The 26,979-nt window shown below is 71.5% G+C and carries 23 protein-coding genes and 2 tRNA genes; 18 read left to right on the forward strand and 7 right to left on the reverse strand.

Going from position 1 to position 26,979, the window contains the following annotated elements:
* Positions 1-75 precede the first annotated feature (75 nt).
* Entirely contained in the window at positions 76-846 is a 771-nt protein-coding gene (locus tag KRH_RS05340) for a siderophore-interacting protein (protein WP_012398166.1), read from the forward strand.
* Positions 843-2,105, forward strand: coding sequence for an MFS transporter (locus KRH_RS05345; RefSeq protein WP_012398167.1), 1,263 nt, complete (start codon positions 843-845; stop codon positions 2,103-2,105). The genes KRH_RS05340 and KRH_RS05345 overlap by 4 nt, the downstream gene beginning before the upstream one ends.
* A 262-nt stretch (positions 2,106-2,367) precedes the next feature.
* Here KRH_RS05345 and KRH_RS05350 read toward each other — a convergent pair whose 3' ends face one another.
* Complete coding sequence (locus KRH_RS05350) at positions 2,368-3,258, reverse strand: acyl-CoA thioesterase (RefSeq protein ID WP_012398168.1); 891 nt, start codon at positions 3,256-3,258, stop codon at positions 2,368-2,370.
* 43 nt (positions 3,259-3,301) lie between these two features.
* Here KRH_RS05350 and KRH_RS05355 point away from each other — a divergent pair, with 43 nt between their 5' ends.
* Complete coding sequence (locus KRH_RS05355; protein WP_012398169.1) at positions 3,302-3,769, forward strand: acyl-CoA thioesterase; 468 nt, start codon at positions 3,302-3,304, stop codon at positions 3,767-3,769.
* The gene (locus tag KRH_RS05360) at positions 3,766-4,476 is read left to right on the forward strand and encodes a hypothetical protein (protein WP_012398170.1); all 711 of its coding nucleotides are present in this window, start codon (positions 3,766-3,768) and stop codon (positions 4,474-4,476) included. Before KRH_RS05355 ends, KRH_RS05360 begins: the two co-directional genes overlap by 4 nt.
* 89 nt (positions 4,477-4,565) lie before the next feature.
* On the opposite strand, the gene KRH_RS12625 is transcribed toward KRH_RS05360, so the two are convergent.
* Together KRH_RS12625 and pepN are read right to left on the reverse strand one after the other, a co-directional pair.
* Positions 4,566-4,976 carry a globin gene (locus KRH_RS12625; protein WP_012398171.1) on the reverse strand — a complete coding sequence of 137 codons (411 nt, stop codon included), beginning with the start codon at positions 4,974-4,976 and terminating at the stop codon, positions 4,566-4,568.
* A gap of 287 nt (positions 4,977-5,263) precedes the next feature.
* Positions 5,264-7,843: an aminopeptidase N gene (pepN, locus tag KRH_RS05370; protein WP_012398172.1), complete on the reverse strand. Its 2,580-nt coding sequence runs from the start codon at positions 7,841-7,843 to the stop codon at positions 5,264-5,266.
* A 257-nt stretch (positions 7,844-8,100) separates the two neighbouring features.
* Between pepN and KRH_RS05375 the strand changes: the two genes are divergently transcribed.
* Together KRH_RS05375 and KRH_RS05380 are read left to right on the forward strand one after the other, a co-directional pair.
* Positions 8,101-8,613 (forward strand): ribose-5-phosphate isomerase, encoded by a 513-nt coding sequence (locus KRH_RS05375; protein ID WP_012398173.1) that lies wholly within the window; start codon positions 8,101-8,103, stop codon positions 8,611-8,613.
* Positions 8,614-8,628: 15 nt separating this feature from the next.
* A complete protein-coding gene (locus tag KRH_RS05380) occupies positions 8,629-9,549 on the forward strand; it encodes an Fpg/Nei family DNA glycosylase (RefSeq protein ID WP_012398174.1) in 921 nt (306 codons plus the stop codon).
* A 282-nt stretch (positions 9,550-9,831) separates the two neighbouring features.
* Here the strand turns inward: KRH_RS05380 and KRH_RS05385 are convergent.
* Positions 9,832-9,902: transfer RNA gene (locus tag KRH_RS05385), tRNA-Gly, on the reverse strand.
* A gap of 187 nt (positions 9,903-10,089) precedes the next feature.
* On the opposite strand from KRH_RS05385, the gene KRH_RS05390 reads away from it, so the two are divergent.
* The 6 genes from KRH_RS05390 to KRH_RS05415 all read left to right on the forward strand — a co-directional run bounded on the left by KRH_RS05390 (position 10,090) and on the right by KRH_RS05415 (position 15,282).
* Positions 10,090-10,162 (forward strand) — tRNA-Pro (locus tag KRH_RS05390).
* A gap of 102 nt (positions 10,163-10,264) precedes the next feature.
* Complete coding sequence (tig, locus tag KRH_RS05395; RefSeq protein WP_012398175.1) at positions 10,265-11,611, forward strand: trigger factor; 1,347 nt, start codon at positions 10,265-10,267, stop codon at positions 11,609-11,611.
* Between the two features lie 227 nt (positions 11,612-11,838).
* On the forward strand, positions 11,839-12,492 hold the full coding sequence (locus KRH_RS05400; RefSeq protein ID WP_012398176.1) for an ATP-dependent Clp protease proteolytic subunit: 654 nt from the start codon (positions 11,839-11,841) through the stop codon (positions 12,490-12,492).
* A gap of 49 nt (positions 12,493-12,541) precedes the next feature.
* Entirely contained in the window at positions 12,542-13,204 is a 663-nt protein-coding gene (locus KRH_RS05405) for an ATP-dependent Clp protease proteolytic subunit (protein WP_012398177.1), read from the forward strand.
* Positions 13,205-13,353: 149 nt separating this feature from the next.
* Positions 13,354-14,649: an ATP-dependent Clp protease ATP-binding subunit ClpX gene (clpX, locus tag KRH_RS05410; protein WP_012398178.1), complete on the forward strand. Its 1,296-nt coding sequence runs from the start codon at positions 13,354-13,356 to the stop codon at positions 14,647-14,649.
* A 30-nt stretch (positions 14,650-14,679) separates the two neighbouring features.
* Positions 14,680-15,282: a DsbA family protein gene (locus KRH_RS05415; RefSeq protein WP_012398179.1), complete on the forward strand. Its 603-nt coding sequence runs from the start codon at positions 14,680-14,682 to the stop codon at positions 15,280-15,282.
* A 173-nt stretch (positions 15,283-15,455) separates the two neighbouring features.
* On the opposite strand, the gene KRH_RS05420 is transcribed toward KRH_RS05415, so the two are convergent.
* The 3 genes from KRH_RS05420 to valS form a co-directional block, all read right to left on the reverse strand.
* Entirely contained in the window at positions 15,456-16,487 is a 1,032-nt protein-coding gene (locus KRH_RS05420; protein WP_012398180.1) for an alpha/beta fold hydrolase, read from the reverse strand.
* 99 nt (positions 16,488-16,586) lie between these two features.
* A complete protein-coding gene (locus KRH_RS05425; protein WP_041297346.1) occupies positions 16,587-17,624 on the reverse strand; it encodes a hypothetical protein in 1,038 nt (345 codons plus the stop codon).
* 145 nt (positions 17,625-17,769) lie between these two features.
* Positions 17,770-20,421: a valine--tRNA ligase gene (valS, locus tag KRH_RS05430; RefSeq protein WP_041297347.1), complete on the reverse strand. Its 2,652-nt coding sequence runs from the start codon at positions 20,419-20,421 to the stop codon at positions 17,770-17,772.
* A 343-nt stretch (positions 20,422-20,764) separates the two neighbouring features.
* On the opposite strand from valS, the gene KRH_RS05435 reads away from it, so the two are divergent.
* The 6 genes from KRH_RS05435 (at position 20,765) to KRH_RS05460 (ending at position 26,967) form a co-directional block, all read left to right on the forward strand.
* Positions 20,765-21,565, forward strand: a complete 801-nt coding sequence (locus KRH_RS05435) for an SDR family oxidoreductase (RefSeq protein ID WP_012398183.1) — start codon at positions 20,765-20,767, stop codon at positions 21,563-21,565.
* A gap of 120 nt (positions 21,566-21,685) precedes the next feature.
* Positions 21,686-22,747: an ABC transporter substrate-binding protein gene (locus KRH_RS05440; RefSeq protein ID WP_012398184.1), complete on the forward strand. Its 1,062-nt coding sequence runs from the start codon at positions 21,686-21,688 to the stop codon at positions 22,745-22,747.
* 113 nt (positions 22,748-22,860) lie between these two features.
* Positions 22,861-23,847 carry a FecCD family ABC transporter permease gene (locus KRH_RS05445; protein WP_226905888.1) on the forward strand — a complete coding sequence of 329 codons (987 nt, stop codon included), beginning with the start codon at positions 22,861-22,863 and terminating at the stop codon, positions 23,845-23,847.
* On the forward strand, positions 23,844-24,893 hold the full coding sequence (locus KRH_RS05450; RefSeq protein ID WP_012398186.1) for a FecCD family ABC transporter permease: 1,050 nt from the start codon (positions 23,844-23,846) through the stop codon (positions 24,891-24,893). Before KRH_RS05445 ends, KRH_RS05450 begins: the two co-directional genes overlap by 4 nt.
* Complete coding sequence (locus KRH_RS05455; protein WP_070105249.1) at positions 24,890-25,936, forward strand: ABC transporter ATP-binding protein; 1,047 nt, start codon at positions 24,890-24,892, stop codon at positions 25,934-25,936. Before KRH_RS05450 ends, KRH_RS05455 begins: the two co-directional genes overlap by 4 nt.
* Entirely contained in the window at positions 25,933-26,967 is a 1,035-nt protein-coding gene (locus tag KRH_RS05460) for a siderophore-interacting protein (protein ID WP_012398188.1), read from the forward strand. The genes KRH_RS05455 and KRH_RS05460 overlap by 4 nt, the downstream gene beginning before the upstream one ends.
* The last annotated feature ends 12 nt before the right edge of the window (positions 26,968-26,979 follow it).

Here is a 26,979-nt window from a genome sequence, read left to right on the forward strand (position 1 = left end):
AACCTAAGCACCTGACATCGCGGAACCACGTGTGATGCACCCCGCGATCCAGCAGACCACCGAGGAGAGACTCCCATGCCCCACTGGGAACGACTGGCCGTCCGCGCCCTGGGAGCATCCGAGACGGTGCTCACCGTGGTGGGCCGCGAGCCGGTGAGCGAGACCTACACCCGGATCACCGTGCGTGACGAGGGCTTCCTGGCCCGGCACACGCCGTTCCCCACCCTGTGGCTGCGGCTGTGGTTCACGTCCGGGGGCAAGGACCACCAGCGGGCGTTCACGGTGACCAACCCGCGCCCCGAGCAGGGTCTGTTCGACCTCGAGTTCGCCCTGCACGAGGGAGCGGCGTCCGACTGGGCGCGCACGTGCGAGCCCGGTGACAGCATCCGGGCGTCCCTGCTGGGCAGCACCCCGCCGTGGCAGCCCAAGCGCAGCCCTCGCCACGCCTCCGGGGACGCTCCCGCGCCGGTGCTGGGCTCGGACTTCCCGGGGCGCACCGTAATCGTGGCCGACCCCGCGAGCCTGCCCGCGATGAATGCGATGCTGCCCGAGCTGAGCTCCCAGGACGTGGAGGTCTGGTTCGGCTACCGCAACGCGGCGGACGAGTCCCTGCCGGTCGCGGCGTGCGCTCACCACACCGTGCGCCGCGTGCCCCACCGCGGCGAGCACGCCAGCATGGCGGACGCCGTGCTCGCGGACTGGGACTCCCGCCGGCCCACCGAGTCGGACCGGTTCTGGATCGCCGTGGAGGCGCAGGAGAACCGTCGGCTCAGCTCCACCCTGCGGACCCGCTACGGCGTCCCGCGCACGAACATCGACGCCACGGCGTACTGGAGGAACGCATGAGCACCGTCACCGCGGTGGAACCCACGGAGGTCCCCGCCCGCGCCACCCGCCCGTTCTGGGTGCTGCTGTGGGCGCTGTACACCACGCAGTTCATCGGGGCCTCGTTCCTCTCGACCGGGCTCGTGGGCATCCTGCGGGACGGCGGGACGGACCTCGGGACCCTGGGGATGCTGCAGCTGCTGGCCCTCGTGTGGCCCCTGAAGTTCCTGTGGGCCCCGTTGCTGGACCGCTGGTCCCCGGCGCGCACCACCGGCCACTACCGCTCCTGGCTGCTGGTGCTGCAGCCCCTGATGGTGCTGTCCCTGCTGGCCATGGCCCTGATCTCGGACCCGCAGGACGGGCTGTGGGCCGTGATCCTGCTGGCCGCGGCGTTCGTGATGTTCTCCGCGACGCAGGACATCGCCGCGGACGCGCTGTCCGTGCGCGGGCTGCAGTCCCACGAGCACGACCTCGGCGCGGGCGTGCAGGTGGGCGCGAGCTACATCGGCACCGTGGTCGGGGGCGGTCTGGCGCTGCTGGTCTACGACGCGTGGGGCTGGCGCGCCGCCGTGCTGCTGCTCGCCCTGTGCACGGCCGTGGCCATGGTGCCGGTGCTGCGCCACCGGGAGGCCGAGCGCACGGCCGCCGAGCCCGCGATCGGCAGGCTCTCGGCCATGTTCGGCGTGCTCTCGGTGCCCGGCGCCAAGCGGTGGGCCCTGGTGGGTGTGCCGCTCGTGACCCTGGGCTCCGCGGCGGTGTGGTCGCTCGTGACCCCCGCCCTCGTGGACGCGGGCTGGTCCCTGGCCTTCATCGGCACCGTGACCTCCGTAATCGCTGCGGCCCCGGCCCTCGCGGCGGCGCTGCTGGGCGGGCGGCTCTGCAGCCGCCACGGCCGCGGCGTCACGCTGCTGCTCGGCGGAGCGGTCCAGCTCGCGGGGGCGCTGTGCTTCGTGCCCGTGATGTGGGACGGGATCGCGCTGCCCCACGGCGCGGAGGTGCTGCTGGGGATCTTCGGCGCGTGCTGCGTGCTCGCGGGCTACACGATCATGAACACGGGCATGTACGCCGTGAACCTGGACCTGGCGCGGCCCGGCCACGCCGGCGCGGACTTCACGCTGCTGAGCTCCATCGCCATGCTGGGCGGCACGATCGGCGCCTCGGCGGGACTCTCGGTCGCGGGTGCGGCCGGCTACGGCACGGCCCTCGTAGCGGGTCTGCTCGCCGCGGCCGCCGGCGTGCTCGTGTGCCGCTCGCACCCGCTGCTCGCCCGCGCGCACTGACCGGTTGCGTTCCGGCGTCGACGCCGCGGGCAGTGCTGCACGCGGTCACGACGCCGCTCGCGGGCGTCCCCGGGCGACGCGCCCTCGCGCGGGGGACCGCTGGGCCGCCAGGTCACGGGACCGCCCCGGGAGCGGCCGCACCAATGCTCCCCCCGCGAGCCGGCGGCACGCGCTGTCACACGTCGCCCGGGTCGGGTGGCACACAGGACGACGACGCCGCAGGGGCGGCCCCGCGGCGTCGTCGTCCTCCGAGCGGAACCGCTCAGTGGAACTCGGGCAGGCGCATCATGCCCTCCTGCACCGTGGTGGCGATCATGGTGCCGTCCCGGGTGAACATCTTGCCGATCGACAGCCCGCGCGCCGAGGACGCGCTCGGGGAGGTCTGGGTGTAGAGGATCCACTCGTCCGCGCGGGCGTAGCGGTGCCACCACATCGCATGGTCCAGGGAGGCCACGTTCATGCCGCGCTCGCCCCAGGACCGGCCGTGACGGCGCAGGATGGGCTCCATCATCGTGTAGTCGGACACGTACGCGAGGGCCGCGCGGTGGATCGCAGGGTCGTCCGGCAGCGGTGCGAGCGCTTTGACCCACACCGCGTTGTAGGAGTCGTGCGGGCCCTGCCACGGCAGGAACAGCGGCTCGGTGATGTAGCGCATGTCGAACGGGCGCTCGAAGGCCTGGGCACGCGCCTCGGGGATGTTCAGGGCGCCGAAGGTCTCCCGCAGGGAGGGCAGGGACTCGGGGTCCGGCACGTCCTGCGGCATCTCGTCCTGGTGCTCGAGCCCCTGGGCGGGCTCCTGGAAGGACGCGATCATCGACAGGATGGTCTTGCCCTCCTGGTAGGCGTGGATCCGGCGCGCGGAGAAGGACCGGCCGTCGCGCACGCGCTCCACCCCGAACGTGATGGGCAGCTCGATGTCCCCGCCGCGCAGGAAGTAGGCGTGCAGCGAGTGGATCGCGCGGTCCGGGTCCACGGTGCGCATCGCGGCCATCGAGGCCTGTGCGAGCACCTGCCCGCCGTAGACGCGGGCGCGGGGGGTGGTGATGGTGCGGCCCACGAAGATGTCCTCCGTGGTGCGTGCGCCGCCGCCGTCGGCCAGATCGAGCATCCGGATGAGGGCGTCCACGGGGTCTTGCGTCGGGTCCAGAGTCATGGACCCACTCTAAACCGGCGGGTGGATGTGGTGTGATGGAACCATGACTTCCCTCAACGTCCCCGTGCAGATGCGATTCTTCGACCAGGACCAGTACGGGCACATCAACAACGTGACCATGCTGCGCTACTTCGAGGACGCCCGTGTGCGGCTCACCGCCTCGCCCATCGCGAAGGACCCGGACCACGGTGTCCCGGAGGACACCACGTTCCGCGAGTCCGTGGGGGAGCTGCGCACCGTGGTGGCCCACCAGAGCGTCGACTACAAGGAGCAGCTGTTCTTCCGCATGGACCCGGTGTTCGTGCGCACGTGGATCTCGCGCATCGGGGGCTCCTCGTTCACCATCTCCTACCGCCTGCAGGAGGAGGATGGCTCCCACGTGTACGCGGAGGGGGAGTCCGTGATTGTGGTGATGGACCCGGACACCGGCCGCAGCGTCAAGCTCTCGGAGGACCACCGCGCGCTGCTGGGTTCCCTGGAGGACGACGTCAAGTACTCCCACGCGCAGTGAGCACCCCTCAAGATCCCGCCGCCGCGGGCTTCACCCTGCTCGACCGCCAGGACGCTGCGGACCTGGCCACCTACGTGAGCCGCGCCCGTTCCGTGGACCCCCAGGCCGCGGTGCGGCTGCAGGGCCTGGACCGCGTGCTCGCCGCGTGGGTCTCCGTGATCCACCCCGCGGGCCTGCTGGACACCGCCCCCGTGGTGCTGGGGCTGCGCACCATGGGGCTCGCGCAGTCCTGCGACCTGGACCTCACGGTGGCGGCCTCCGCGATCACCGACCGGCTCGCGCGCGTCGCGGCGGAGCCCGAGCCCGCGCAGCCCTCGCCCGTGTTCCTGAGCGCACCCCCGCAGCAGGTCTCGGCCGCGTGGGCGGGGATCGTGGCGCCGCGCACCGGGTGGAGTGCCGCGGGCACGGTGGCCTCCCACCGCGTGCACGAGGTCGCCCGCCGGGGCGTCCAGGCGGTCGCGGACACCGTGCCCCCGGACGCAGGAGCCCCCGTGGTGCAGAAGGTGCGGTCGCGGGTGTGGGGCGCGTCCTCGGACTGGGGGCCGCTGGACGGTCCCGAGATCCCGGACGGCGCCGCCTTCGCCCTCGACGTGCTGGGCTTCATCCCGTCCGCGGAGCCGACCGTGCGGGTGGCCGTGGAGCAGACCGGGCAGTGGGCCCGGCTGAGCACGGGCGCGGGCCACGTGCTCGTCAAACTGCCCCGCTGAGCCGCCGCCGGTCCCCCGGACGCCGTGGTTCTGCCGCTCCTGCGTCGGGGCGGCCGCGGTGCCAGCCCGAGAGCGCTGCCCAGGGCATCTCAGCCCGGACGGTTCACCATGGCGTGGGCCGCGCGGTCGAAGTAGTCCCACATGATCCCGTCGTGCAGCGGGGACAGCTCGAGGGTGTCCATGGCCGCGCGCATGTGCGCCAGCCAGGTCTCGCGCGCCCACGTGTCCACGGGGAAGGGGGCGTGGCGCATCCGCAGCCGCGGGTGACCCCGCTGCTCCGAGTACGTGGTGGGCCCGCCCCAGTACTGCTCCAGGAACATCCGCAGCCGCTCCTCGGCCGGGCCGAGGTCCTGCTCCGGGTACAGGGCCTTGAAGTCCGGGTCCTCGGCCACGCGCGCGTAGAACTCCCGGGTGAGTTTCTCGAACGTCGCGTGCCCGCCCACCTGGGCGTAGAAAGAGTCCGACGACGCCGCCTCGGCCGCCTCGCGCGCATCGCCCACCTGCTGGGGCGGCTGGGTCACGGGCGGGCCCGCGGAGCGCGAGCCCACTGCGCCGAGGGTGAACGCGCGCCGCCCCGCCGGGGCGGCGGCGGCGTCCGAGAACGCTCCGGGACTGACGGGCTCCTGCTCCCGGCCATGTGCCGCGCCCGCGTCCCCGCGGGGTGCGGAGGGCGCGGCACCGGGGAGCGGGGAGTCCGGTGCGGGGGCCGCACCGGACTCGGAGCCGTGCTCCGCGGCGACCGGCCCGCGGGGGTCCCGGTGGTCTCCGCCGCCGGTGGGATCGGCCGTCATCGGCCGGAGCCGCCGGTCGTGCCGGTGGCCGCGGCGTCGACCTGCTGGGCGCGCACGGCCCGGCGCGCGGCGTCCTGGCGCTCCAGCACGATGCGCCGCAGCCCGCTCAGGGCCGGGTCGAGGGAGTCCAGGAAGCGCTGGGCGTCGTCCACGGTCTGCTGCGTGGCGTGGCGCGGGAAGAGCCCCACGGCCACCTGCTGGGCGAGCTCGTGGGTGCGTTCCCGCCACACCCCCGTGACTTCCGCGAAGTAGCGGGCGGCGTAGGGGGCGAGCAGGGCGTCGTCGTGGACCCGGAAGAACCCCGCGATGGCGGCCTGCTGCTGGGAGTTGGGCAGGGCGCCCTGCTCGACCACGAGCTGCCAGGTCTGCGCCTTGGCCTCGGGGGTGGGCACCGCGGCGCGGGCGGTGGCCGCGGCGATCGCACCCGTCTCGGTGTTGTCTTCGCGCAGAGCCGCCTCGATCTCCTCGGTGCCCGCACGGCCCGCGGCCACGAGTGCGGTGAGCACGGACCAGCGGGTGTCGGTGTCCAGCTCCACGCCCTGCGGGACGCCCTCGCCCCGGGCGAAGCCGGCCACGCGGTCGAACTGCTCCTGCGTGCAGGCCCGGCGCAGGAACGCCCGGAAGAACTGCCACTGGTGGTCGGAGCCGGCCTCCGCGGCGGCCGTGAGGTCCCACAGCTGCGCCGCGGCCCGCGCGCGCACCTCGTCCGCATGCTCGGGCGCGAGGTAGCGGTCCAGGGCCACGTCCAGCTGGCGCAGCTGCACCTGCACGGCCGTGGAGTCCGTCTCGTGGCCCACGTTGGAGAGCACGAGGTCCACGTAGTCGCTCGCGGGGCTCACGCCGTCGTGCACGGAGTCCCACGCCGCGGCCCACACGAGCGAGCGGGGCAGGGACTCCTCGAAGTCCCCGAGGTGGGTGGTGGCCGTGGCCAGGGAGCACTCGTCCAGGCGGATCTTGGCGTAGGCGAGGTCGTCGTCGTTGAGCAGCACCAGGTCCGGGCGTTCGCGGCCCACGAGCTGCGGGACGTCGGTGAACTCGCCGTCCACGTCCAGCTCCACGCGGAACGTGCGGCTCAGCAGCCCGGTGTCCTCGCGGTGGTCGTAGAAGCCCACGGCCACGCGGTGGGGCCGCAGGGTGGGGTGGCCCTCCTGGCCCAGCTGCTCGATGCGGAAGGACGTGATGACGCCGTCGTCGTCGGCCTCGACCCGCGGCACCAGGGTGTTCACGCCCGCGGTCTCGAGCCAGCGTGCGGACCAGTCGGTGAGGTCGCGCCCGCTGGCCGCCTCGAGCTCGACCATGAGGTCCGAGAGCTCCGTGTTGGACCACGCGTGCTTGCCGAAGTAGCGGTTGAGCCCCGCCATGAACTCATCCTGGCCCACCCAGGCCACGAGCTGCTTGAGCACCGAGGCGCCCTTGGCGTAGGTGATGCCGTCGAAGTTCACGAGCACCGCCTCGAGGTCCGGGATCTCGGCCTTGATGGGGTGGGTGGTGGGCAGCTGGTCCTGCTCGTAGCCCCAGGACTTCTCCCCGGCCGCGAACGTGGTCCACGCGTTGGTGTACCGGGTGTTCTGCGCGCACGCCAGGGTGGACATGTACTCGGCGAAGGACTCGTTGAGCCACAGGTCGTTCCACCAGCGCATGGTCACGAGGTCCCCGAACCACATGTGCGCCAGCTCGTGCAGCACGGTGATCGCGCGGCGCTCCACGCGGGCCTGCGCCGGCTTGGAGCGGAAGATGTAGGACTCCACGAACGTCACCGCGCCCGCGTTCTCCATGGCGCCGGCGTTGAACTGCGGCACGAAGAGCTGGTCGTACTTCTCGAAGGGGTAGGGCACCCCGAACTGGGACTCGAAGAACTCGAAGCCCTGCTTGGTGACCTCGAACATCTCCTCGGCGTCCACGTACTCGAACAGGGAGCGGCGGGCGAACAGGCCCAGCTCGATGGTGCGCCCGTCCGAGGAGACCAGGCTGTCGTGGGTGCTCACGTACGGGCCCGCGATCAGCGCGGTCACGTAGCAGGACATCACCGGGGTGGGGGAGAAGTCCCAGCGGGCCACGCCGTCGGACACGGCCACCGGCTCGGGGCTCGGCTGGTTGGACACCACCGCCCAGTCGGCGGGGGCGGTCACGGAGAACTGGAACGTGGCCTTCAGGTCCGGCTGCTCGAACACCGGGAACATCCGCCGGGTGTCCGCGACCTCGAACTGCGAGTAGAGGTACACCTGCCCGTCCGCGGGGTCCACGAAGCGGTGCAGGCCCTCGCCCGTGTTCATGTAGCGCATGGTGGACTCGACCACCAGCTCGTTGCGCTGCGCGAGGCCCGGCAGCTGGATCCGCTCACCGTCGCTGACCTCGGCGGGGTCCAGGGACGCGCCGTTGAGGGTCACGGACTCCACCGAGGCCGTGATGGCGTCGATGAACGAGCTGCTGCCCGGGGTGGCGGTGAAGTCCACCGTGGTGTGCACGCGGAAGGTCTCCGGATCCCCGGTGAGCTCCAGTGCCACCCGATAGGACTCGACCGCCAGGGTCTGCGCGCGTTCTGCGGCCTCCGCACGGGTCAGGTTGGTTCCGGGCACGACGGCGTTCCTCTCCTCGACGACAAGTCCATGCGCGCGCGGCGCATTCGGCCATTATTGCAGTCGCCACACTCCGCGCGGGGACCACACCGCCGTGCGTCCCCGCACGGCCGTCTGTGTGGCGGGAGATCACCGTGCGGGCGTGTCGTCCCGGCCCGCGGGTGCCCCGCGCACCCGGCCCGGCGATACAGTGGGCTCTCGTACCTCGACCCCGCGGCCGCGTACGGCCGCAACCCCGACCAGGAGCTGCTGACACCATGCGCGTGCACATCGCCACTGACCACGCCGGCCTCGACCTCTCCCACCACCTCATGCAGAAGCTCACCGAGCACGGGTACGAGATGATCGACCACGGACCGCAGGAGTACGACCCGGCGGACGACTACCCTGCGTTCTGCATCAGCGCCGCCCTGGGCGTGCGGGAGGACCGCGCGAACGGCCTCGACTCGCTGGGCATCGTGCTGGGCGGCTCCGGCAACGGCGAGCAGATGGCCGCCAACAAGGTGGAGGGCATTCGTGCCGCCCTCGTGTGGAACCAGGACACCGCCAAGCTCGCGCGCGAGCACAACGACGCCCAGGTCATGGCCATCGGCGGGCGGCAGCACGAGACGGACGAGGCCCTGCAGCTCGCCCTGACCTTCCTGGCCGAGCCGTTCTCCGGGGACGAGCGCCACGTGCGCCGCATCGCCCAGCTGGGCGAGTACGAGCGCACCGGGGATGTCGCGGGCAGGTTGTCCGCGATCACGCCCCGCCCCTTCACGGCGAACTGAGCGGGGCCCGCACCCGTGCCCGAGGGCCACTCCGTCCACCGTCTCGCGCGCCAGCTCGCGGACCTCTTCGAGGGCCAGCAGCTGGGCGTCTCCAGCCCGCAGGGCCGCTTCGCCGCCGGTGCCGCGCTGCTGGACGGGCGCGTGCTGACGCGCTCGCGGGCCCACGGCAAGCACCTCTACCTGGACTTCACCGCCCCGGGGGACTCCTCGGACGTGCTCGTGCTGCGGTCGCACCTGGGGATCTACGGCGCGTGGAGCTTCGCGGGGGACGAGACGTTCGCGGCGGCGTCGTCGATCGGTGCCCCGCGGCGGTTGGGGGAGCGCGAGTCCGGTTCCGCCGCGGCGGCTGTGGCCTACGACGACGCCGGGCGGGTGGTCCCCGAGGCGCCCGTGGGTGCCGTGCGGGTCCGGCTCGCGGGCGAGCACGGGTGGGCGGACCTGCGCGGCCCCACACTGTGCGTGGCCGAGAGCCCCGAGGAGGCCGCCGCGGCGGCGGCGAAGCTCGGTCCGGACCCGCTGGACCCGCAGGCCGACCCCGAGCCGTTCCTGGCGGCGGCGGGGAAGTCCCGGCGGCCCATCGGCGTGCTGCTTATGGAGCAGCACGTGGTGGCGGGGATCGGCAACATCTTCCGCGCCGAGTCCCTCTTCCGCCGCGGAGTGGACCCCATGGCCCCCGGAACCTCGCTCACGCGCGAGGACCTGCTGGAGCTGTGGGAGGAGAACGTGGCGCTCATGGCCGTGGGCGTCCGGGTGGGCAGGATCATCACCACGGATCCTGAGGACCGTCCGGGCGTCCCGGACACCGAGGCGTGGCCCGAGCACGCCAACTACGTCTACCACCGCCACGGGCAGCCGTGCCTGCGGTGCGGGGCCACCGTGCTGAAGACGGACCTCAACGGCCGCGGGCTGTACTGGTGCCCGAGCTGCCAGGCGTGAGTGCGGGAAAGACCGCGGGTCTGTGAAGGTCGGCGGGCTCCGCGCGGTGACCGTGCGGCGTCGTTGTCCGCGAGGTGCGGAGGCCGCCGGTCGGTCGTGGGATGGGAGGTCCGCGGGAGGCGACCGGGGGAGCCGACCGGGGCGGAGCCCGGGGCCACCTGGACGGTTCCGCAGGGCGCAGCCGGGACCCGGGGCGTGGAGCGACCTGCCGTCCAGTGGATGTGGCCCCGGAACGCAAGAACCCCGCAGCACTGCATGCTGCGGGGTTCTTGCGTGTTCTCGAGGGGGCGACGGGAATCGAACCCGCGTAGCCAGTTTGGAAGACTGGGGCTCTACCATTGAGCTACGCCCCCGGGGACGTGAAAAGAGTACACGAGGCCCCCGGTGCCTTCCACTCGCGCGGCGTCCCGGGCCCCGAATTCCGGGCGCGGGCCCGCGACACGATAGAGTGGAGCGTTGTCGGCCTGCCCGGTGCGGTCCGACGCCCTTTCCTCCCGCGCTCGCGCGGGACCCGCGGCCCGCCCGGCGAGCACGCGAGCACGGGGTGTAGCGCAGTGGCTAGCGCGCCTGCTTTGGGAGCAGGAGATCGCAGGTTCGAGTCCTGTCACCCCGACGTCTGGGCACTGCGGCACCCGTGCCGCAGTGCCCGTCGACCCACCGGACCGACCCCGGTCCGTTGCCGTAAGCACCCAACGACCCCAGGAGTACAGCGGAAGTGAAGAGCGCCGTCGAGAAACTCAATCCCACCGAGGCGAAGATCACGATTGACATCGCGTACACGGATCTGAAGCCCTTCGTGCAGGAGACCTACAAGGAGCTGGCCAACCAGATCCAGATCCCCGGCTTCCGCAAGGGCAAGGTTCCCTCCAAGCTCATCGACCAGCGCGTGGGCTTCGACTTCGTGGTGGAGAACGCCCTCAACGAGGGGCTCAACGCCTTCTACCAGCAGGCGCTCACCGAGAACGAGCTGACCCCGCTGTCCCAGCCCCAGGTGGAGGTGCTCTCCAAGCCCGAGGAGAACGACCGCGAGGCCGACACCAAGGTGGAGATCTCCGTGGCCATCCGCCCCGAGATCGAGCTGCCCGACTACAAGGGCCTGGAGATCCAGGTGGAGGCCCGTGAGGCCACCGCCGAGGACGAGCAGAAGGCACTGGACGAGCTGCGCGCCCGCTTCGGCACCCTCAAGACCGTGGACCGCCCCGCCGCCGAGGGTGACCACGTGACCCTGGACCTGCAGGCCCTGGTGGACGGCGAGGAGGTCGACGCCGCCAACGACCTCTCCTACGAGGTGGGCTCCGGCACCATGCTCGAGGGCATCGACGAGGCCGTGACCGGTCTCTCCGCGGGCGAGGACGCCACGTTCGAGACCACCCTGGCCGGCGGCGAGCACTCCGGTGCCGAGGCCACCGTCAAGGTCAAGGTCACCGCGGTCAAGGAGCGCGAGCTGCCCGAGGCCGACGACGAGTTCGCCCAGCTGGCCTCCGAGTTCGACACCATTGCCGAGCTCAAGGAGGACCTCAAGAAGCAGGCCGCCGAGTCCGCCGTGGTGGAGCAGGGCATCGAGGCCCGGGACAAGGTCCTCGACAAGCTCGTGGAGCTCATCGAGGTCCCCGTGCCCGAGAAGGTCATCGAGGACCAGCTCGCCCAGCACTTCGACTCCGAGCAGGCCCAGGCCTCCGCGGAGCCGGGCCACGACACCGAGGAGCACCGCGCCGAGGTCCGCCAGAACGCGGAGAACGCTTTCCGCAACGAGATCATCCTGGACGCCGTGGCCGAGGCCGAAGAGGTCGGCGTGGAGCAGTCCGAGCTGATCGACTACATCATCAACATGTCCCAGCAGTACGGCATGGACCCAAACCAGTTCGCGCAGATGCTCGACGGTTCCGGCCAGGCCGGGATGATGGTGGGCGAGGTCCGCCGCCGCAAGGCCCTGGCCAAGGTCCTGGAGACCGCCACGGTCACCGACTCCAACGGCGAGACCGTGGACCTGTCCAGCTTCGTGGGCACCGGCGACGACGCCGAGACCGACGAGGTCGAGACCGAGGCCTCCGCGACCGAGTGAGCCCCGGCGCCGCACCCCGTGCGGACGCCGTCGCCGACGCCGCGACCACACCCCTCACGGGGCGGTGGTCGCGGCGTTTCGCTGTCCGCGTGCCACCATGCGCCGCGAGCGAACAGGGCGCACCACCGGACGCGTGCGCGGGGGTCGGCCACTACGCTTCTGAGACAGCAAGTGTTCATGGGTTGCCGGTGCGCCACCGGAACCCGTCCAGCAGAAAGAGGGCATTCATGACCTCCACTCCCATTCAGCCGTACGGTGCCGCACCGGCCACTCCGCGTATGGAGGACATGGCGCCGGGTGGTCAGGACGACTACGTCTACAACCGACTGCTCAAGGAGCGCATCATCTGGCTGGGCTCCGAGGTGCGCGACACCAACGCCAACCTCATCTGCTCGCAGATGCTGCTGCTCTCCGCCGAGGACCCCGAGGCGGACATCTTCCTGTACATCAACTCCCCGGGCGGCTCCGTGACCGCGGGCATGGCCATCTACGACACCATGCAGCTGATTCCCAACGACGTGGTGACCGTGGCCACCGGCCTGGCCGCGTCCATGGGTCAGTTCCTGCTCTCCTCCGGGGCCAAGGGCAAGCGCTACGCGACCCCCAACGCCCGGATCCTGATGCACCAGCCCTCGGGCGGGATGGGCGGCACGGCCTCGGACATCCGCGTGCAGGCCGAGCTGATCCTCTCCATGAAACAGCGCCTCGCGGAGCTCACCGCGGAGCAGACCGGGCAGACGCTCGAGACCATCCTGCGCGACAACGACCGCGACAACTGGTTCGACGCCCAGCGCGCCCTGGAGTACGGCTTCTTCGACCACATCGCGCAGTCCGCGAGCAACGTGACCGGTGGCGGCGGCACCATGAAGGACGCCCAGTAGCGGCGTGCGCCCCACCACCCCACACCCACAGACTTCTCAGGACGGATCAATGAACCTCCCTCACGCCACTGCACCGCAGCTGCCCACCAGCCGCTACGTGATCCCCGACTTCGAGGAACGCACCCCGTACGGCTACCGCCGCCAGAACCCCTACACCAAGCTGTTCGAGGACCGCATCATCTTCCTGGGTGTCCAGGTGGACGACACCTCCGCTGACGACATCATGGCGCAGCTGCTGGTGCTCGAGTCCCAGGACCCGGACCGGGACATCACCATGTACATCAACTCCCCGGGTGGCTCGTTCACGGCCATGACGGCCATCTACGACACCATGCAGTACATCCGCCCGGAGATCCAGACCGTGTGCCTGGGCCAGGCAGCCTCGGCGGCCTCCGTGCTGCTGGCCGGCGGCACCCCCGGCAAGCGCCTCGCGCTGCCCAACGCGCGCGTGCTGATCCACCAGCCGGCCATGGAGGGCCAGGGCGGCGGTCAGGCCTCGGACATCGAGATCCAGGCCAACGAGATCATGCGCATGCGCACGTGGCTCGAGGAGACCATGGCACTGCACACCAACAAGAACGTGGAGGACATCAACCGCGACATCGAGCGCGACAAGATCCTCACCGCCAAGGAGGCGCAGGAGTACGGGATCATCGACCAGGTCCTGGACTCCCGCAAGATCAACAAGCCCTCCACGGTCACCCAGGCCTGAGCCGGGCGCCGGTCGACTCGACCGCGGCCACGGTGCGCACCCCGCGGTGCGCACCGTGGCCGCGTCGCGTCACGGCATGATTGGGCGAGCCGAGAGCGGCTCGCCTAGAGTGGTCCCAGCATCCGCCACGACGAACTGTGAGGCTGAACATGGCGCGCATCGGAGAGAGCGTTGACCTGCTCAAATGCTCCTTCTGCGGCAAGAGCCAGAAGCAGGTGCGCAAGCTCATCGCGGGCCCACGCGTCTACATCTGCGACGAGTGCATCGAGCTGTGCAACGAGATCATCGAGGAGGAGCTCACCGAGGTCACCGAGGCAGACCAGACGGAGCTTCCCCGCCCGAAGCAGGTCTACGACCACCTCCAGGAGTACGTGATCGGGCAGGAGCCGGCCAAGCGCTCGCTGGCCGTGGCGGTGTACAACCACTACAAGCGCATCCGCGCCGGGGTCTCGGGGCACACGCTGTCACTGGCCGGCGCGGAGGGCGACGAGGAAGCCATCGAGGTGGCCAAGTCCAACATCCTTCTGGTGGGCCCCACCGGTTCGGGCAAGACCTACCTGGCGCAGTCCCTGGCCAAGAAGTTGGACGTGCCCTTCGCGGTCGCGGATGCCACCTCCCTCACGGAAGCGGGGTACGTCGGTGAAGACGTGGAGAACATTCTTCTCAAACTCATCCAGGCCGCTGATTTCGATCTCAAGAAGGCGGAGCAGGGGATTATTTACATCGACGAGATCGACAAGATTTCTCGTAAATCGGAGAACCCCTCGATCACGCGTGATGTTTCGGGCGAAGGGGTCCAGCAGGCGCTCCTGAAGATCCTCGAGGGCACGGTGGCCTCGGTGCCCCCGCAGGGCGGCCGCAAGCACCCCCAGCAGGAGTTCCTGCACATCGACACCACCAACGTGCTGTTCATCGTGGCCGGCGCGTTCGCCGGGCTCGAGGAGATCGTGCAGCAGCGCACGGGCAAGAAGGGCATCGGCTTCGGGGCACCCATCAGGGACACCGCGGACGTGGACATCGCCGGGCAGGTCCAGCCCGAGGACCTGCTGAAGTTCGGGTTGATCCCGGAGTTCATCGGGCGGCTGCCGGTGGTGGCCACGCTGTCCAAGCTCTCGGTGGCGGACATGGTCCGGATCCTCACCGAGCCCCGCAACGCCCTGGTCAAGCAGTACCGCAAGCTGTTCCAGCTGGACGGCGTGGAGCTCACGTTCGACCCCCAAGCACTCGAGGCCATTGCCGAGCTCGCGCTGGAACGCGGCACGGGGGCCCGCGGGCTGCGCGCGATCTTGGAGGACATCCTCATGCCGGTGATGTTCGACCTGCCCGGGCGCGAGGACGTCGCGGCCGTACTCGTCACCGAGGACGCCGTGGCCAAGCTGGCGGACCCCGAGATCTTCACGCACGAGATGATCGAGGCCGAGCGGCGACGTCACAAGTCCGCGTGAGAACGCGGAGAACGCACGAAAGGATTCAGTATGTCTGAGAAGCAGCACGTCGATTTCTGGTTCGATCCCCTGTGCCCGTGGGCGTGGATGACCTCCCGCTGGATGGAGGAGGTCGTGCGCATCCGGGACGTGGACGTGGACTGGAAGATCATCTCGCTGGGCATCCTCAACGAGGACAACCCCGATAACCACCACCACGGCCACGACGAGTCCATGTGGCTCGTGCGCGTGATCCAGGCTGCGGCCGAGCAGCACGGCGGCGAGTACTACAAGAAGCTCTACGACGCCATGGGCTCCCGTCGTCACCCCGGTGGCATGCAGGACCTCGAGGCGATCATCACCGAGTCCCTCGCGGAGGTCGGTCTGCCGGCAGACCTCGCCGCGGCCAAGAACTCCACCGAGTACGACGACGCCATCCGGGCGTCCACGGACGAGGCCCGTGCCGTGGCGGGTCAGGACATCGGCACCCCGTGCATCGCCGTGAACGGCGTGGGCTTCTTCGGTCCCGTGTTCACCCCGGCGCCCAAGGGCGAGGAGGCCGGCAAGGTCTGGGACGGCGCCCTGGCGCTGGCGTCCTACCCCGGCTTCTACGAGCTCAAGCGTGGGCGCGAGAAGGGCCCGGACTTCAGCTGAGTCCACCTCTGCACCGCGTGTGAAGGACCCCGCCCCGGCGGCCGGCAACGGCCTCCGGGGCGGGGCCCTTGGCGTTGCCAGCCCGGGCATCCGACGGCCCCGGCCGACAGAGTTCCTCGCAGGCCCCACCGCGCGAGGCGGGTGCGTCCGGGACCTCCCTGTGGGCCGTCCCGTCAGCGCCCGGCCATGCCGTCCGCGAGCTCACTCACGGCGTCGGCGAAGCCCCGGGGCCGGGCGTTCATGACGTTGTGGGCGGCGCCGTCGAGGATGCGCTCGGGCGGGTGGCCGAGACGCCCCCGGGTGTCCTGCAGGGAACCGCCGGAGCGGGTGTCCTCGGCGCCCCAGATGATGGCGCGTGGCACGGTGATCGAGCGCATCTGGCGCTCCTCAAGGTGCAGGATGCCGCTGCGCCCCGCGCTGCCCAGCAGCGGGTGCTCCACGTCCCCCTGGGTCAGCGGGCGCATCCACTGCCGGGCCAGGTTCGCGCCGTCCGCGCCGTCGAACGCGGTGCATGCCGAGCCACAGGAACCGGCCAGACCTGCCCTGCTGAGCCACGTCCAGCGTGTGCCGATCCGGTAGAGGCTCGTGGTGTACGGCAGGCGGGCGATCTGCTCCCGCCACGCACCGTTCCCGAGGTCGAGGTCCTGGGCGTCACCGTCCGCGAAGACGACGCCGCCCACCGCCCCGGGGTACCACAGCGCGGTGCCGCCCGCCACGGCAGCACCGAGGGAGTGGCCCACGAGAACGGGCCGCTCGATCCCCAGGGTACGGATGGTTCCCACCACGAGATCGGCCTGGGACCGCAGGTCCTCGGTGTCCCCGCCGCGGGTGTAGCCGAATCCGGGGAGGTCGAACGCGTAGACGTCCCGGCCCTGCGCGGCGATCAGCGGTGCCGCGGCCCGGAAGGCGACCGTGGACTCGGCGAAACCCGGGAGCAGGACCACGGGAGCGGCGTCGTCGGACGGGCGCGGTCCGGTGGGTGCCCAGTGCTCGTAGTGCACGGCGACGTCGCCCACGTCCGTGTACGCCCCGGCGTCGGGTTCCAGGGCGTCGGGCGGGGTGGTTACGGCGTTGCCCACCACGCTGGCAACCGTGAGCAGCACGAGACCGACGACGCCGACCTGCACCGCGCGGCGCAGGATGCGGCCGGTCCGTCGCAGGAACCGGCAGTCGCCGGAACGGGGAGGCGCGGAGGGCAGAGTCACCCGTTCATCATCACCCACGGGGGCTGGAAAACGTACTGCGGCGGCGCTACTTGGCCCTGCTGAGCACCGGCAGTTCTTCCACGTCCAGTGGTGCGGGAATCACTTCACCTCGACAGTGCTCTCCAGCGTCGAGTTGCCCAGGTAGTGGCCGACGGTCGCCAAGTGGGTTTCCGCGGCGGCGGACTCGTCGGGTGACTGGATCACGGCGCAGACCCCGCCGTGGGACATCTCTGCCAGAGACGCGGCTTCGTACTCCTTGTAGTCGGCGTTGCCGCTGAGGGCTCCCACGCCACTCTCCGACACCGCGTACTGGAACGGTCGCCAATGGTGCCCGTTCGCGGTGGCTCCCGTCTCTTTCAGCTGCTCCTCGGCGGCGGCGTCGGAGCACAGCGCGCCCCAGGCACCCTTCAGCTGCGCAGGCATTGCGGCGTTGAGGTCCTTCTGCGCGTTGGGGCTGAAGATCCGGAAGTTGATGTCATTGCCCTTCAACGTGGTCCCGTTGAGGTCGGCCAGTTTGTCGTTGCTGCCCACGGCCTCGCTGGGCTCGGGGGCTCCCGTGGCCTTGTCGGTCTCGGCAGAGGTCTCGGACGGCGCGAGCGACGTCGTCCCGTTGACGGTGGCGTGCGTGACGTCGTGCGGGTAGTCGTGGTCCGAGGCGAGCACCACCGTCTTCTTTTGTCCCGCGACCACCTCGTACTCGTCGCTGGAGAACGCGTTGTGCACTTCGATGACCCGGTTCTCGGCGTCACCGCTCTCGCTCTCGGCGGCGTCGTAGTCGTTGAGGTAGTCGCCGACCATCGTGTATTCGACGAGCTCGCCCTCGGGAGTGGTGAAGGAGGCGCTGCTGGCACTGACCGGTTGCGTGCCGTGGATGTTGTCCACTGTCACGGCGAGGAAGTGCAGGGGCGTCTCCGACTTCTTCATGAGCGTGCGTGCTTCCTCGACCCCGGCCGGGGCTGCCACGTCCGCTGTGGCCCTGAACGCCACGCCGTCGTCTCCGGAGCCCTCCCAGTTCGTCACGCCCTCGTACGTGCCGTGGTCGGAGGCCTCCTGCGAGGAGCCGGTCCCGTTCTGACCGGCAGAGCAACCGGTGAGCGCGAGGAGGACCACGGCAGCGAGGGAGAGGGACTTCTTCATTGGACCGAGCTTTCTGGTGTAAGGGGGGGCTCCCCACGCGGGGAGGAGTCGGTGGTTCATGCGGAGAGCGACCCGGTGGCCTGTCGAGGTCACCGGGTCGCTCTCCGACGCGTCGTCGGTCGACACGGACGTCGTTCGCCGGGGGTCAGGCCTGCTCGGTCTGCTCCAGCGCCACGTCGCTCACGCTGAGCTCACCCTCGGCGGGGGAGAGCGTGAGGTCCGCAGCGTTGCCCGCTGCCTTGAGGTCGTCCAGTCCGGCCCGCAGCTGCTCCAGCTGTGCGGCGGGGGCGGAGACCGTGGCGGAGAGCACCGCGGTGCGCTGCTTGACCTTGGCCTCGGACTTGGACTTGCGCAGCCCGGACAGGGCCTCGCCCACCACGGTGAGTACCTCGGGGTCGCCCTCGGCCGCGAGACCGGCGTAGCCGTCCGTCACGGGCCAGGATGCTCGGTGCACCGATCCGGTGCGCCACCAGGACCAGACCTCTTCGGTGGCGAACGGGATGAACGGCGCGAAGAGCCGCAGCACGGTGTCCAGGGTGGTGGCCAGGGCGGCGTGCACGGACGCCTGCGCCTCGGCCCCGCGGGAACCGTAGGCGCGGTCCTTCACGAGCTCCACGTAGTCGTCCGTGAACGTCCAGAAGAAGGACTCGATCAGCTGCAGCGCCCGGGCGTACTCGTACTCGCGGAACGCGGCGGTGGCGCGCTCCACCACCGTGGCCAGCTGGGCCAGCAGGGAGCGGTCCAGACCGTTGGTCACCACGGAGGCGTCCGTGCCGGAGCCCAGCACGGAGGCCTCGGTGACGCCCTGGGCCAGCACGAACTTGGACGCGTTGAGCAGCTTGATGGCCAGGCGGCGCCCGATCTTCATCTGCCCCTCGTCGTACGCGGTGTCCGCGCCCAGGCGCGCGGAGGCCGCCCAGTAGCGCACGGCGTCCGCGCCGTACTTCTCGAGCACGTCCGTGGGGACCACCACGTTGCCCTTGGACTTGGACATCTTCTTGCGGTCCGGGTCCAGGATCCACCCGGACAGCGCCGTGTTGGTCCACGGCACGGTCCCGGCGAGCGTCTCGGCGCGCACCACGGTGGAGAACAGCCACGTGCGGATGATGTCGTGGCCCTGCGGGCGCAGGTCCATGGGGAAGGTCTTGTCGTGCAGCTCCTCGTCGACACCCCAGCCCGTGGCGATCTGCGGGGTCAGGGAGGAGGTGGCCCAGGTGTCCAGCACGTCCGGGTCCGCCATGAACCCGCCGGGCTGGTCCCGCTGCTCCTCGGTGTAGCCCGGGCCGGTGTCCGCGGCGGGGTCCACCGGCAGCTGCTCGGGGGAGGGCAGCACGGGGTGCTCGTAGTCCGGCTCGCCGGAGGCGTCCAGCGGGTACCAGACCGGGAAGGGCACGCCGAAGAAGCGCTGGCGGGAGATCAGCCAGTCCCCGTTGAGGCCCTCGATCCAGTTCTCGTAGCGCGAGCGCATGAAGGAGGGGTGCCAGGCCATTTCCCGGCCGCGCTGGATCAGCACGTAGCGGCGCTCGGCGTCCCGGCCGCCGTTGCGGATGTACCACTGGCGGGAGGTGACCACCTCGAGGGGCTTGTCGCCCTTCTCGTAGAAATTCACCGGGTGCATGATCTTCTTCGGTTCGCCGTCCAGGTCCCCGGACTCGCGGAGCATGTCCACCACGGCCTTCTGCGCGGAGAACACGGTCTTGCCGGCCACCTCCGCGTAGCGCTCGGCGGGGGCGCCGTCCGCGATCCACTCGGGCTGCTCGGCCTGGAAACGGCCGTCACGTCCGATCAGGGCCCGCGTGGGCAGGTCCAGCTCGCGCCACCACGTCACGTCCGTGAGGTCGCCGAACGTGCAGATCATCGCGATGCCCGAGCCCTTGTCCGGCTTGGCCAGCGGGTGCGCCTTGACCTCCACCTCCACGTCGAACAGGGCGGAGCGCACGGTGGTGCCGAACAGGTGCTGGTAGCGCTCGTCGTCCGGGTGGGCCACCAGGGCCACGCAGGCGGGCAGCAGCTCGGGGCGGGTGGTCTCGATGAACACCTTCTCGCCGTCCGGGCGGTGGAACGAGACGCGGTGGTAGGCGCTCTCGCGCTCCCGGTCCTCCAGCTCGGCCTGGGCCACGGCGGTGCGGAAGGTCACGTCCCACATGGTGGGCGCCTCGGCCATGTAGGCGTTGCCGGCCTCGTAGTCCTTGAGGAACGCGAGCTGCGAGACCTTGCGGGAGTGCGCGTCGATCGTGCGGTAGGTGCGGTTCCAGTCCACGGACAGGCCCAGCGTGGAGAACAGGTGCTCGAAGACCTTCTCGTCCTCCACGGCGAGCTCTTCGCACAGCTCGATGAAGTTCTGGCGGGAGACCACGTCCCAGTCCCGCTGGTTCTTGGCGGGCTTCTCGGGCGGACGGTACCCCTCCACGTACGGGCGGCCGGGCTCGCAGCGCACGCCGTAGTAGTTCTGCACACGGCGCTCGGTGGGCAGGCCGTTGTCGTCCCAGCCCAGCGGGTAGAACACGTTCTTGCCGCTCATGCGCTGGAACCGCGCGATCACGTCCGTCTGCGTGTAGGAGAACATGTGTCCCACGTGCAGGGAGCCGGACGCCGTGGGCGGGGGAGTGTCGATCGAGTACACGGACTCCCGGTCCGTGTCCTCGCGGAACGCGTAGGTCCCGTTCTCGCGCCACTGCGCGGCGTACTTCTCCTCCAGGCCCTCCAGGGCCGGCTTCTCGGGAACGGTCACCGCGGCGGTGGTCGCTGCGTGGTCAGGGGTCTCGGGCGTGTCTGTACCCGTCGTCTCATGTGCCATGCGCCCAGTCTCTCACGGGGTTTTTCTCCGCTTCGAATCCCCGGGGGACGACGCCGCCCGCCCCGTGCGGAGCACGACGCCGCCCGGCCGCCGCTGCCGGTCACGTCGCCGCCCCGGGGTGCTGCCCGCACGACGCCGGACGGTCGCCACCGGGGGCGCGACACCGCCCGGGGCGCTGCCCGCCGGACGCCGTCCGGTCCCCGTCACCGTGTCCGGGTCCGGGGCGAGCGAGCTCGGGCGGTGCGGCACACGCTGCCGGGTCGTTGCCCCGGTCTCCGACCCGGGAACGCTCGCTGGCCCACGGACCAGGCCGTGCGGCGTCGTGCTCCGTAGACTGCGGGTCATGACGCAGAACAGGGAATCGGCATACGGCACCCCCGGCACGGCGGGGGCGGGCAAGGTCGCGGTGGTCTCGGGAGCGAGCACCGGGATCGGCGAGGCCACGGTGCGGCGGCTGCGCGCGAGCGGGTGGACGGTGTACGCCGTGGCCCGGCGCGAGGAGCGGCTCGCCGAGCTGGCGGAGCAGACCGGGGCGATCGCCGCGCCCACGGACGTGACCGATCAGAATCAGGTGGACGCGCTGCGGGACCGCGTGCTCGCCGAGCAGGGCACGGTGGACGCGGTGCTCAACATCTCCGGCGGGGCGCGCGGCACGGACTCCGTGGCGGACGCGGACCCCGAGGGCTGGCAGTGGATGTACGAGGTCAACGTGCTGGGCACCCTGCGGGTGACCCGGGCGTTCCTGCCCGCGCTGCGCGCCAACGGGCGGGGCACGGTGCTGAACCTCACCTCCCTGGCCGCGATCCGGGCGTACGAGGGCGGTGCCGGGTACAACGCCGCCAAGTACGCCGAGCGCGCGATGACCGAGGCGCTGCGGCTCGAGGAGGCCGAGCACAACGTGCGGGTGGTGGAGATCGCGCCCGGGCTCGTGCACACCCCCGAGTTCTCCCTCAACCGCCTGGGTGGGGACCGGGCCGCCGCGGAGAAGGTCTACGCGGGCGTGGCCGAGCCGCTCACGGGGGAGGACGTCGCGGAGGTCTGCGCGTTCGCGGTGGAGCTGCCGCACCACGTGAACATCGACACGCTGACCCTCAAGCCCGTGGCCCAGGCGGCACCGCACAAGGTGATCCGCGCCACCTCCTGACCGGTGGTTCCGCGCCGATGCGTGGCACGTGCGCGGCGGTGCGGACAGCCCACTTGCGGGCCTTCGAGCGGGTGAAATAGGTTAGGCAAGCCTTATCAAATTCACCGCTCGAGGAGAGCCATGTCCAGCGATCCCTCCCAGACCCGTCGTCAGCTCAGCCGCCGCTCCCTGCTCGGATCCGGCCTGGCCGTGGCCTCCCTGATGGGGCTCGCGGCGTGCTCCACCGGCTCCCGGGACGGCGGTGGCTCGGACGCCGCACCGGGTGCCTCGGCGTCCTCCACGCCCACCGACACGTTCCCCGTGACCGTGAAGCACGCTCTGGGCTCCACCAGCGTGGAGAAGGCCCCCGAGCGCGTGGTGTGCGTGGGTGCAAGCAACACCCAGGACTTCGTCGCCGCGCTCGGCGTGGTCCCCGTGGGCATGACCACGGTGGCGTGGGGCGGCAACGACAAGGGCGCCACCGACTGGTTCGACGCCAAGGTCTCCGAGCTGGGCGGGACGGCGCCGAAGACCATGGACGAGTCCGACGGCGTGAACTTCACCGAGATCGCCCAGCTGAGCCCCGACCTCATCATCGCTGTGAACTCCGGGGTGACCCAGGAGGAGTACGGGCGCCTGACCAAGATCGCCCCCACGGTGGCCTACCCCACGGGCCCGTGGGTGAACTCGTGGCAGGACATGCAGCGGCTCACCGCCAAGGCGCTGGGGCGCACGCAGGCCGGCGAGGACCTCGTGGCGCAGACGGAGAAGCTCATCCGGGACCGCTCGGCGGAGCTCGGGGACGCCCAGGGCAAGAGCTTCATCTACGGGGACGTCTCCCAGGCCCTCGGCTTCTACGGCCCCTCGGACGGGCGCCCCCGCTTCTTCACCGAGCTGGGCCTGGCCCTGGCGCCCGTGGTCACCAAGAACGTCTCGGACAAGGAGTTCTGGCGCGAGTGGCCCAAGGAGCGCGCGGACGAGCTCACGAGCGATCTCTTCGTGGCCGCCGCCGAGGACGACGCCCAGGCGGAGAAGTTCCGCACGGACCCCGTGCTCAAGACCATCCCGGCGATTGCCGCCGGCCACGGGCTGTTCCTGACCACCAAGCAGGACGTGCTCTCGGGCTACTCGTCCTCGCCGCTGTCCATGCCCCACGCCCTGGACACCCACGTCCCGGCGATCAAGAACGCCCTGGGGGCCTAGCCTCCGTGCCCGCCAGCACCTCCCTCACAGGCCCCGGCGCCACCACCGGTACCCACGCCCCGCGCATCTCCCGTGCGGGGCGCCCGGGGCGCAGGGTCCTGCCCTGGCTCGTCATGGCGGTCGTCCTCCTCGTGGCGGTGGTCCTGTCGGCCTCGTGCGGCTCCCGCCCGATCGACCTCGCGAGCACGTGGCGTGTGGTGCCGCAGGTCTTCGGCGGTGATCCCGGCGCCGTGCCGGGTGTGCCCCCGCTCGACGGCGCCGTGGTGGAGTCCCGCGTGTGGCGCACCGCCGCCGGGGTGCTCACCGGAGCGGCCCTGTCCGTGGCGGGTGCTGTGCTGCAGGGCGCCACCCGCAACCCGCTCGGCGACCCGGGAATTCTGGGGCTGACGGCCGGTGCAGCGTTCGCGGTGGTGACCGGGGGTGCGCTGTTCGGGCTGTCGGGTGTGGCGAACCAGCTGTGGCTGGCCGCGCTGGGCTCGGCCGTGGCCATGGTCGCGGTGTACGGGCTGGCCACTGCCGCTCGCGGCGGGGCGCGTCCCGTGACCCTGGCCCTCACGGGTGCGGCCGTGTCTGCGGGGCTCACCGCGCTCACGAGCGCGATCCTGCTGAGCCACCAGGCCACGTTCGACACCTTCCGACGCTGGCAGGTGGGGGAGCTCACCCGCCCGGACGGCACGTTCCTGGTGGTGGCCGCCCCGGTGGTTGTCGCGGGTCTCGTGCTCGGGTGGTGCCTGGCCCGGTCCCTGGACACCCTCACGCTCGGGGACGCCCTGGGCCGGGGGCTCGGAACCCACCCGGCCCTGACCCGCGGACTGGTCGGTGTGGCCGTGGTGCTGCTCGCGGGCACGTCCACCGCGCTGGTGGGCCCGCTCGTGTTCTGCGGGCTGCTCGTGCCCCACGCCGTGCGCGTGGTCGTGGGTGTCTCCTACCGGCAGGTGATCCCGGCGTGCCTGCTCGCGGGACCGACCATCGTGCTGCTCGCGGACGTCGTGGCCCGCGTGCTGGTCCCGGACCGGGAGATCCAGGTGGGAATCGCCCTCGTCGTGATCGGCGCCCCGGCCCTCGTGGCCGTGCTGCGCGGGAAGACGGTGGCGGCATGAGCGCGGCACTGCAGCTGCCGTCCCGTGCGCAGACGGTAGACGCCGTCCGCGCGGGCCGCGCTCGCACGCGTCGCCGCACCCGGCGGGTCACACTCCTGCTGCTGCTCGTCCTGACCGTGGCGTCCTTCGCCCGGATCGCGCTCGGCAAGTACGTGGTGGCGGTCCCGGACCTGCTCGCGGTGCTGGCCCACGACTACGACGGGCCGGCGGACTACATCGTGTGGCAGATCACCCTGCCCCGCACGGTCCTGGGAATCCTCACGGGCACCGCCTTCGGACTCGCGGGCCACCTGTTCCAGCGCGTGCTGCGCAACCCGCTGGCCTCCCCGGACATCATGGGCGTCTCCTCCGGTGCGGGGCTCGGCGCGGTGGTCGCGATCACCGCGGGTCTCTCTGGAGCCGCGGTGACGGTCAGCGCGCTCGCGGGTGGCTTCGGTCTCATGCTCGCAGTCATCCTCGCCGCTGGGGGCACGCACGCCAGCATCGCCAAGCTCGTGCTCACCGGCGTGGCCGGGGGCGCCCTCACCGGGGCGGCCATCAACGGCGTGCTCACCCGTGCAGACATCTACGCCGCGCAGGACGCGATGCAGTGGCTCACCGGTTCGCTCAACGCCGCCTCGTGGCAGGACATTGCGCAGGTGGGGCTCTGCCTGCTCGTGCTACTGCCCGTGTGCGCGGTGCTCATACCCGCCGTGGACACCCTCGGCACCGGGGATGCGCTCGCGGCGGGCCTGGGCGTGCGGGTGCAGGGTGTGCGGCTCACGGCGCTCGCCCTCGCGGTGACCCTGGTGGCGGTGGCCGCCGCCACCGTGGGGCCCGTGGCGTTCGTGTCCTTCATGGCCGCGCCCATTGCGCGCGGCATCGGCGGCGGGGCCGGGCACGCGCACCACGCGGCCCTCGTGGGTGCGGTGCTCATGGTCGTCTCGGACTACGTGGCCGCCGAGGCGCTGCCCAATCTGGCACTGCCCGTGGGTGTCGTCACCGCGGCCGCCGGTGCCCCCGTGCTGCTGTGGCTGCTCATCGGACGTGGAAAGGCGGAGGCATGAGCCCCGAGAACGAGGTCAGGGAGACCATGACGGGCCCGCGGCACGATGCCCGGCCCGCAGCGGCGGCGAGTGCCGCGCGGACCGACCGGGCGGCGTCGTCCGAGGTGGCCGTGCGCGGACTGCGGGCCGGCTACGGGGGCGCGCCCGTGCTCACGGACGTGGACGTCACGTTCCCCGCGGGGCGCGTCACGGCGCTCGTGGGCGCCAACGGCTGCGGCAAGTCCACGCTGCTCCGCACGTGCGCGCGCCAGCTGACACCCACCGCCGGCGAGGTGCTCGTGGGCGGGGAGGACGTCCGCGGCTGGCGCCGCACCCGTTTTGCGCAGACGGTGGGCTTCCTGCCGCAGGACCCCGTGGCGCCGGAGGGGGTGAGCGTGCGGGAGCTGGTCTCGCGCGGTCGCCACCCGCACCGCGGTGCCTTCGGGCGCTGGCGCGCGGAGGACGACGCCGCCGTGGCCGAGGCGCTCGAGCTCACCGGTCTGTGCGATCTCATGGACCGCCACGTGACGGACCTCTCCGGGGGGCAGCGCCAGCGCGTGTGGATCGCCCTGGCCCTGGCTCAGCAGACCGACGTGCTGCTGCTGGACGAGCCCACCACCTATCTGGACATCGCCCGGCAGGTGGAGATCCTGGACATCCTGTGCGAGCTGCAGCGTGCCCGGGGGATCACCCTGGTGATGGTGCTGCACGAGCTGTCCCTGGCCGCGCGCTACGCGGACGTGCTCGTGGCCATGAAGGCCGGCGAGGTGGTGGCCCGCGGCGGGGCGGAGGAGGTCATGACCGACGAGGTGGTCGGTCGCGTGTTCGACATGGCCGCCCGCGTGCTGCACGATCCCGTGACCGACGCCCGCGTGGTGATCCCGCTGTCCTCGGACCGGTCGCGAGCCACGGGGATGGCGGGGGCCGAGACCCCGGCGGATGCCACGGCAAGAACGGCGGGTCGGACGACGACCGGACCCACGTCCGGGTCACGGACCGGGACGGCCCGGCCGCACCCGGCCGCACGGGACGAGAACGAGGAGAACGGGGAGGTGCCCGCATGACCCAGCTGGCGTGCGTGGACGCCACGGTCACCCGGCGCGAGGAGCTCAGCGAGCACCTCGTGCGGGTGCACGTCGCGGGGGAGCAGCTGAGGACCATGCCGTGGGGCGAGCAGGGCCCCGGCCCCCGGGCGGACTCCTACGTCAAGCTGCTCATCCCGCCCGCCGGCGGAGCGGTGGACGTGGACGTCGCCGACATGGCCCGGTGGCGCCGCGAGTTCATGGCCGCGCCGCGCGAGAAAGCCGGGTGGATGCGTACCTACACCGTGCGGGACGCCACCACGGTGGAGCTCGCGGGGCAGCGGGTGCCGGAGCTCGCGATCGACGTGGTGCTGCACGGGGACCCCGAGCACGGCATGGGCCCGGGCGCCGCGTGGGGGGACTCGGTCCGCGCCGGGGACTCCGCGCGGCTGCTCGTGCCCTCAGAGGACTCTGCCTGGTGGGCCGCGTGGGACGGCGGTCGCGCGGCCGGTCAGGACGTGGTGGTCGCAGGGGACGAGACGGCACTGCCCGCGATCTCCGCGATCGTGGACGGCGTGGAGCAGCGGGTCCGGGTCAACCGCCCGGTGGACGGCGCGTACGAACCCCCGAGCTCCATCACCGTGGCCGTGGAGGTCCCCGCGGAGGCCGACGCCGTCCCCGGTGCGGGTCCGCGCGCTCTGGCCCGGGCGGCGTCGTGCGACGAGCCCGGCGCCCACCGTGTGGTCCTGGACGGCGGCACCGAGCTGGTCTGGACCTGGCTGCCGCGCGGCACCCGCGAGCGCAACCTGGCCCTGGAGCTGTGGCTGTGGGAGCGGCTCGCGGAGCACGCCCGCCGGTACTGGGCGGTGGGCCACACGGAACTGGCGTCCTGGCAGGACGAGTCCGAGTTCGTGTGGGCCACGGCGCGTCCCGAGGGCCGCGGCACGTACTGGTTCCTCGCGGCGGAGTCCTCCGCCGTGAAGTCAATGCGCCGGATGTGTGTGAGCGGCGGGGTGCCCAAGGCGGACATCTCGTTCATGGGCTACTGGAAGCAGGGTGCTGCCACCGAGTGAGGGCTCCCGCGG

Origin of the sequence: Kocuria rhizophila DC2201, assembly GCF_000010285.1 — a bacterium.
In the GTDB taxonomy this organism is placed as follows: Bacteria; Actinomycetota; Actinomycetes; order Actinomycetales; family Micrococcaceae; genus Kocuria; species Kocuria rhizophila_A.

What these genes read in the sequence shown, in the direction of transcription:
- clpX (WP_012398178.1), top strand. Translation starts at nt 13,354, where the DNA reads ATGGCGCGCATCGGAGAGAGCGTTGACCTGCTCAAATGCTCCTTCTGC.
- KRH_RS05355 (WP_012398169.1), top strand. Translation starts at nt 3,302, where the DNA reads ATGACTTCCCTCAACGTCCCCGTGCAGATGCGATTCTTCGACCAGGAC.
- KRH_RS05345 (WP_012398167.1), top strand. Translation starts at nt 843, where the DNA reads ATGAGCACCGTCACCGCGGTGGAACCCACGGAGGTCCCCGCCCGCGCC.
- KRH_RS05460 (WP_012398188.1), top strand. Translation starts at nt 25,933, where the DNA reads ATGACCCAGCTGGCGTGCGTGGACGCCACGGTCACCCGGCGCGAGGAG.
- KRH_RS05340 (WP_012398166.1), top strand. Translation starts at nt 76, where the DNA reads ATGCCCCACTGGGAACGACTGGCCGTCCGCGCCCTGGGAGCATCCGAG.
- valS (WP_041297347.1), bottom strand. Translation starts at nt 20,421, where the DNA reads ATGGCACATGAGACGACGGGTACAGACACGCCCGAGACCCCTGACCAC.
- KRH_RS05415 (WP_012398179.1), top strand. Translation starts at nt 14,680, where the DNA reads ATGTCTGAGAAGCAGCACGTCGATTTCTGGTTCGATCCCCTGTGCCCG.
- KRH_RS05350 (WP_012398168.1), bottom strand. Translation starts at nt 3,258, where the DNA reads ATGACTCTGGACCCGACGCAAGACCCCGTGGACGCCCTCATCCGGATG.
- KRH_RS05445 (WP_226905888.1), top strand. Translation starts at nt 22,861, where the DNA reads ATGGCGGTCGTCCTCCTCGTGGCGGTGGTCCTGTCGGCCTCGTGCGGC.
- KRH_RS05375 (WP_012398173.1), top strand. Translation starts at nt 8,101, where the DNA reads ATGCGCGTGCACATCGCCACTGACCACGCCGGCCTCGACCTCTCCCAC.
- KRH_RS05400 (WP_012398176.1), top strand. Translation starts at nt 11,839, where the DNA reads ATGACCTCCACTCCCATTCAGCCGTACGGTGCCGCACCGGCCACTCCG.
- KRH_RS05440 (WP_012398184.1), top strand. Translation starts at nt 21,686, where the DNA reads ATGTCCAGCGATCCCTCCCAGACCCGTCGTCAGCTCAGCCGCCGCTCC.
- KRH_RS05455 (WP_070105249.1), top strand. Translation starts at nt 24,890, where the DNA reads ATGAGCCCCGAGAACGAGGTCAGGGAGACCATGACGGGCCCGCGGCAC.
- KRH_RS05425 (WP_041297346.1), bottom strand. Translation starts at nt 17,624, where the DNA reads ATGAAGAAGTCCCTCTCCCTCGCTGCCGTGGTCCTCCTCGCGCTCACC.
- KRH_RS05405 (WP_012398177.1), top strand. Translation starts at nt 12,542, where the DNA reads ATGAACCTCCCTCACGCCACTGCACCGCAGCTGCCCACCAGCCGCTAC.
- KRH_RS05450 (WP_012398186.1), top strand. Translation starts at nt 23,844, where the DNA reads ATGAGCGCGGCACTGCAGCTGCCGTCCCGTGCGCAGACGGTAGACGCC.
- KRH_RS05435 (WP_012398183.1), top strand. Translation starts at nt 20,765, where the DNA reads ATGACGCAGAACAGGGAATCGGCATACGGCACCCCCGGCACGGCGGGG.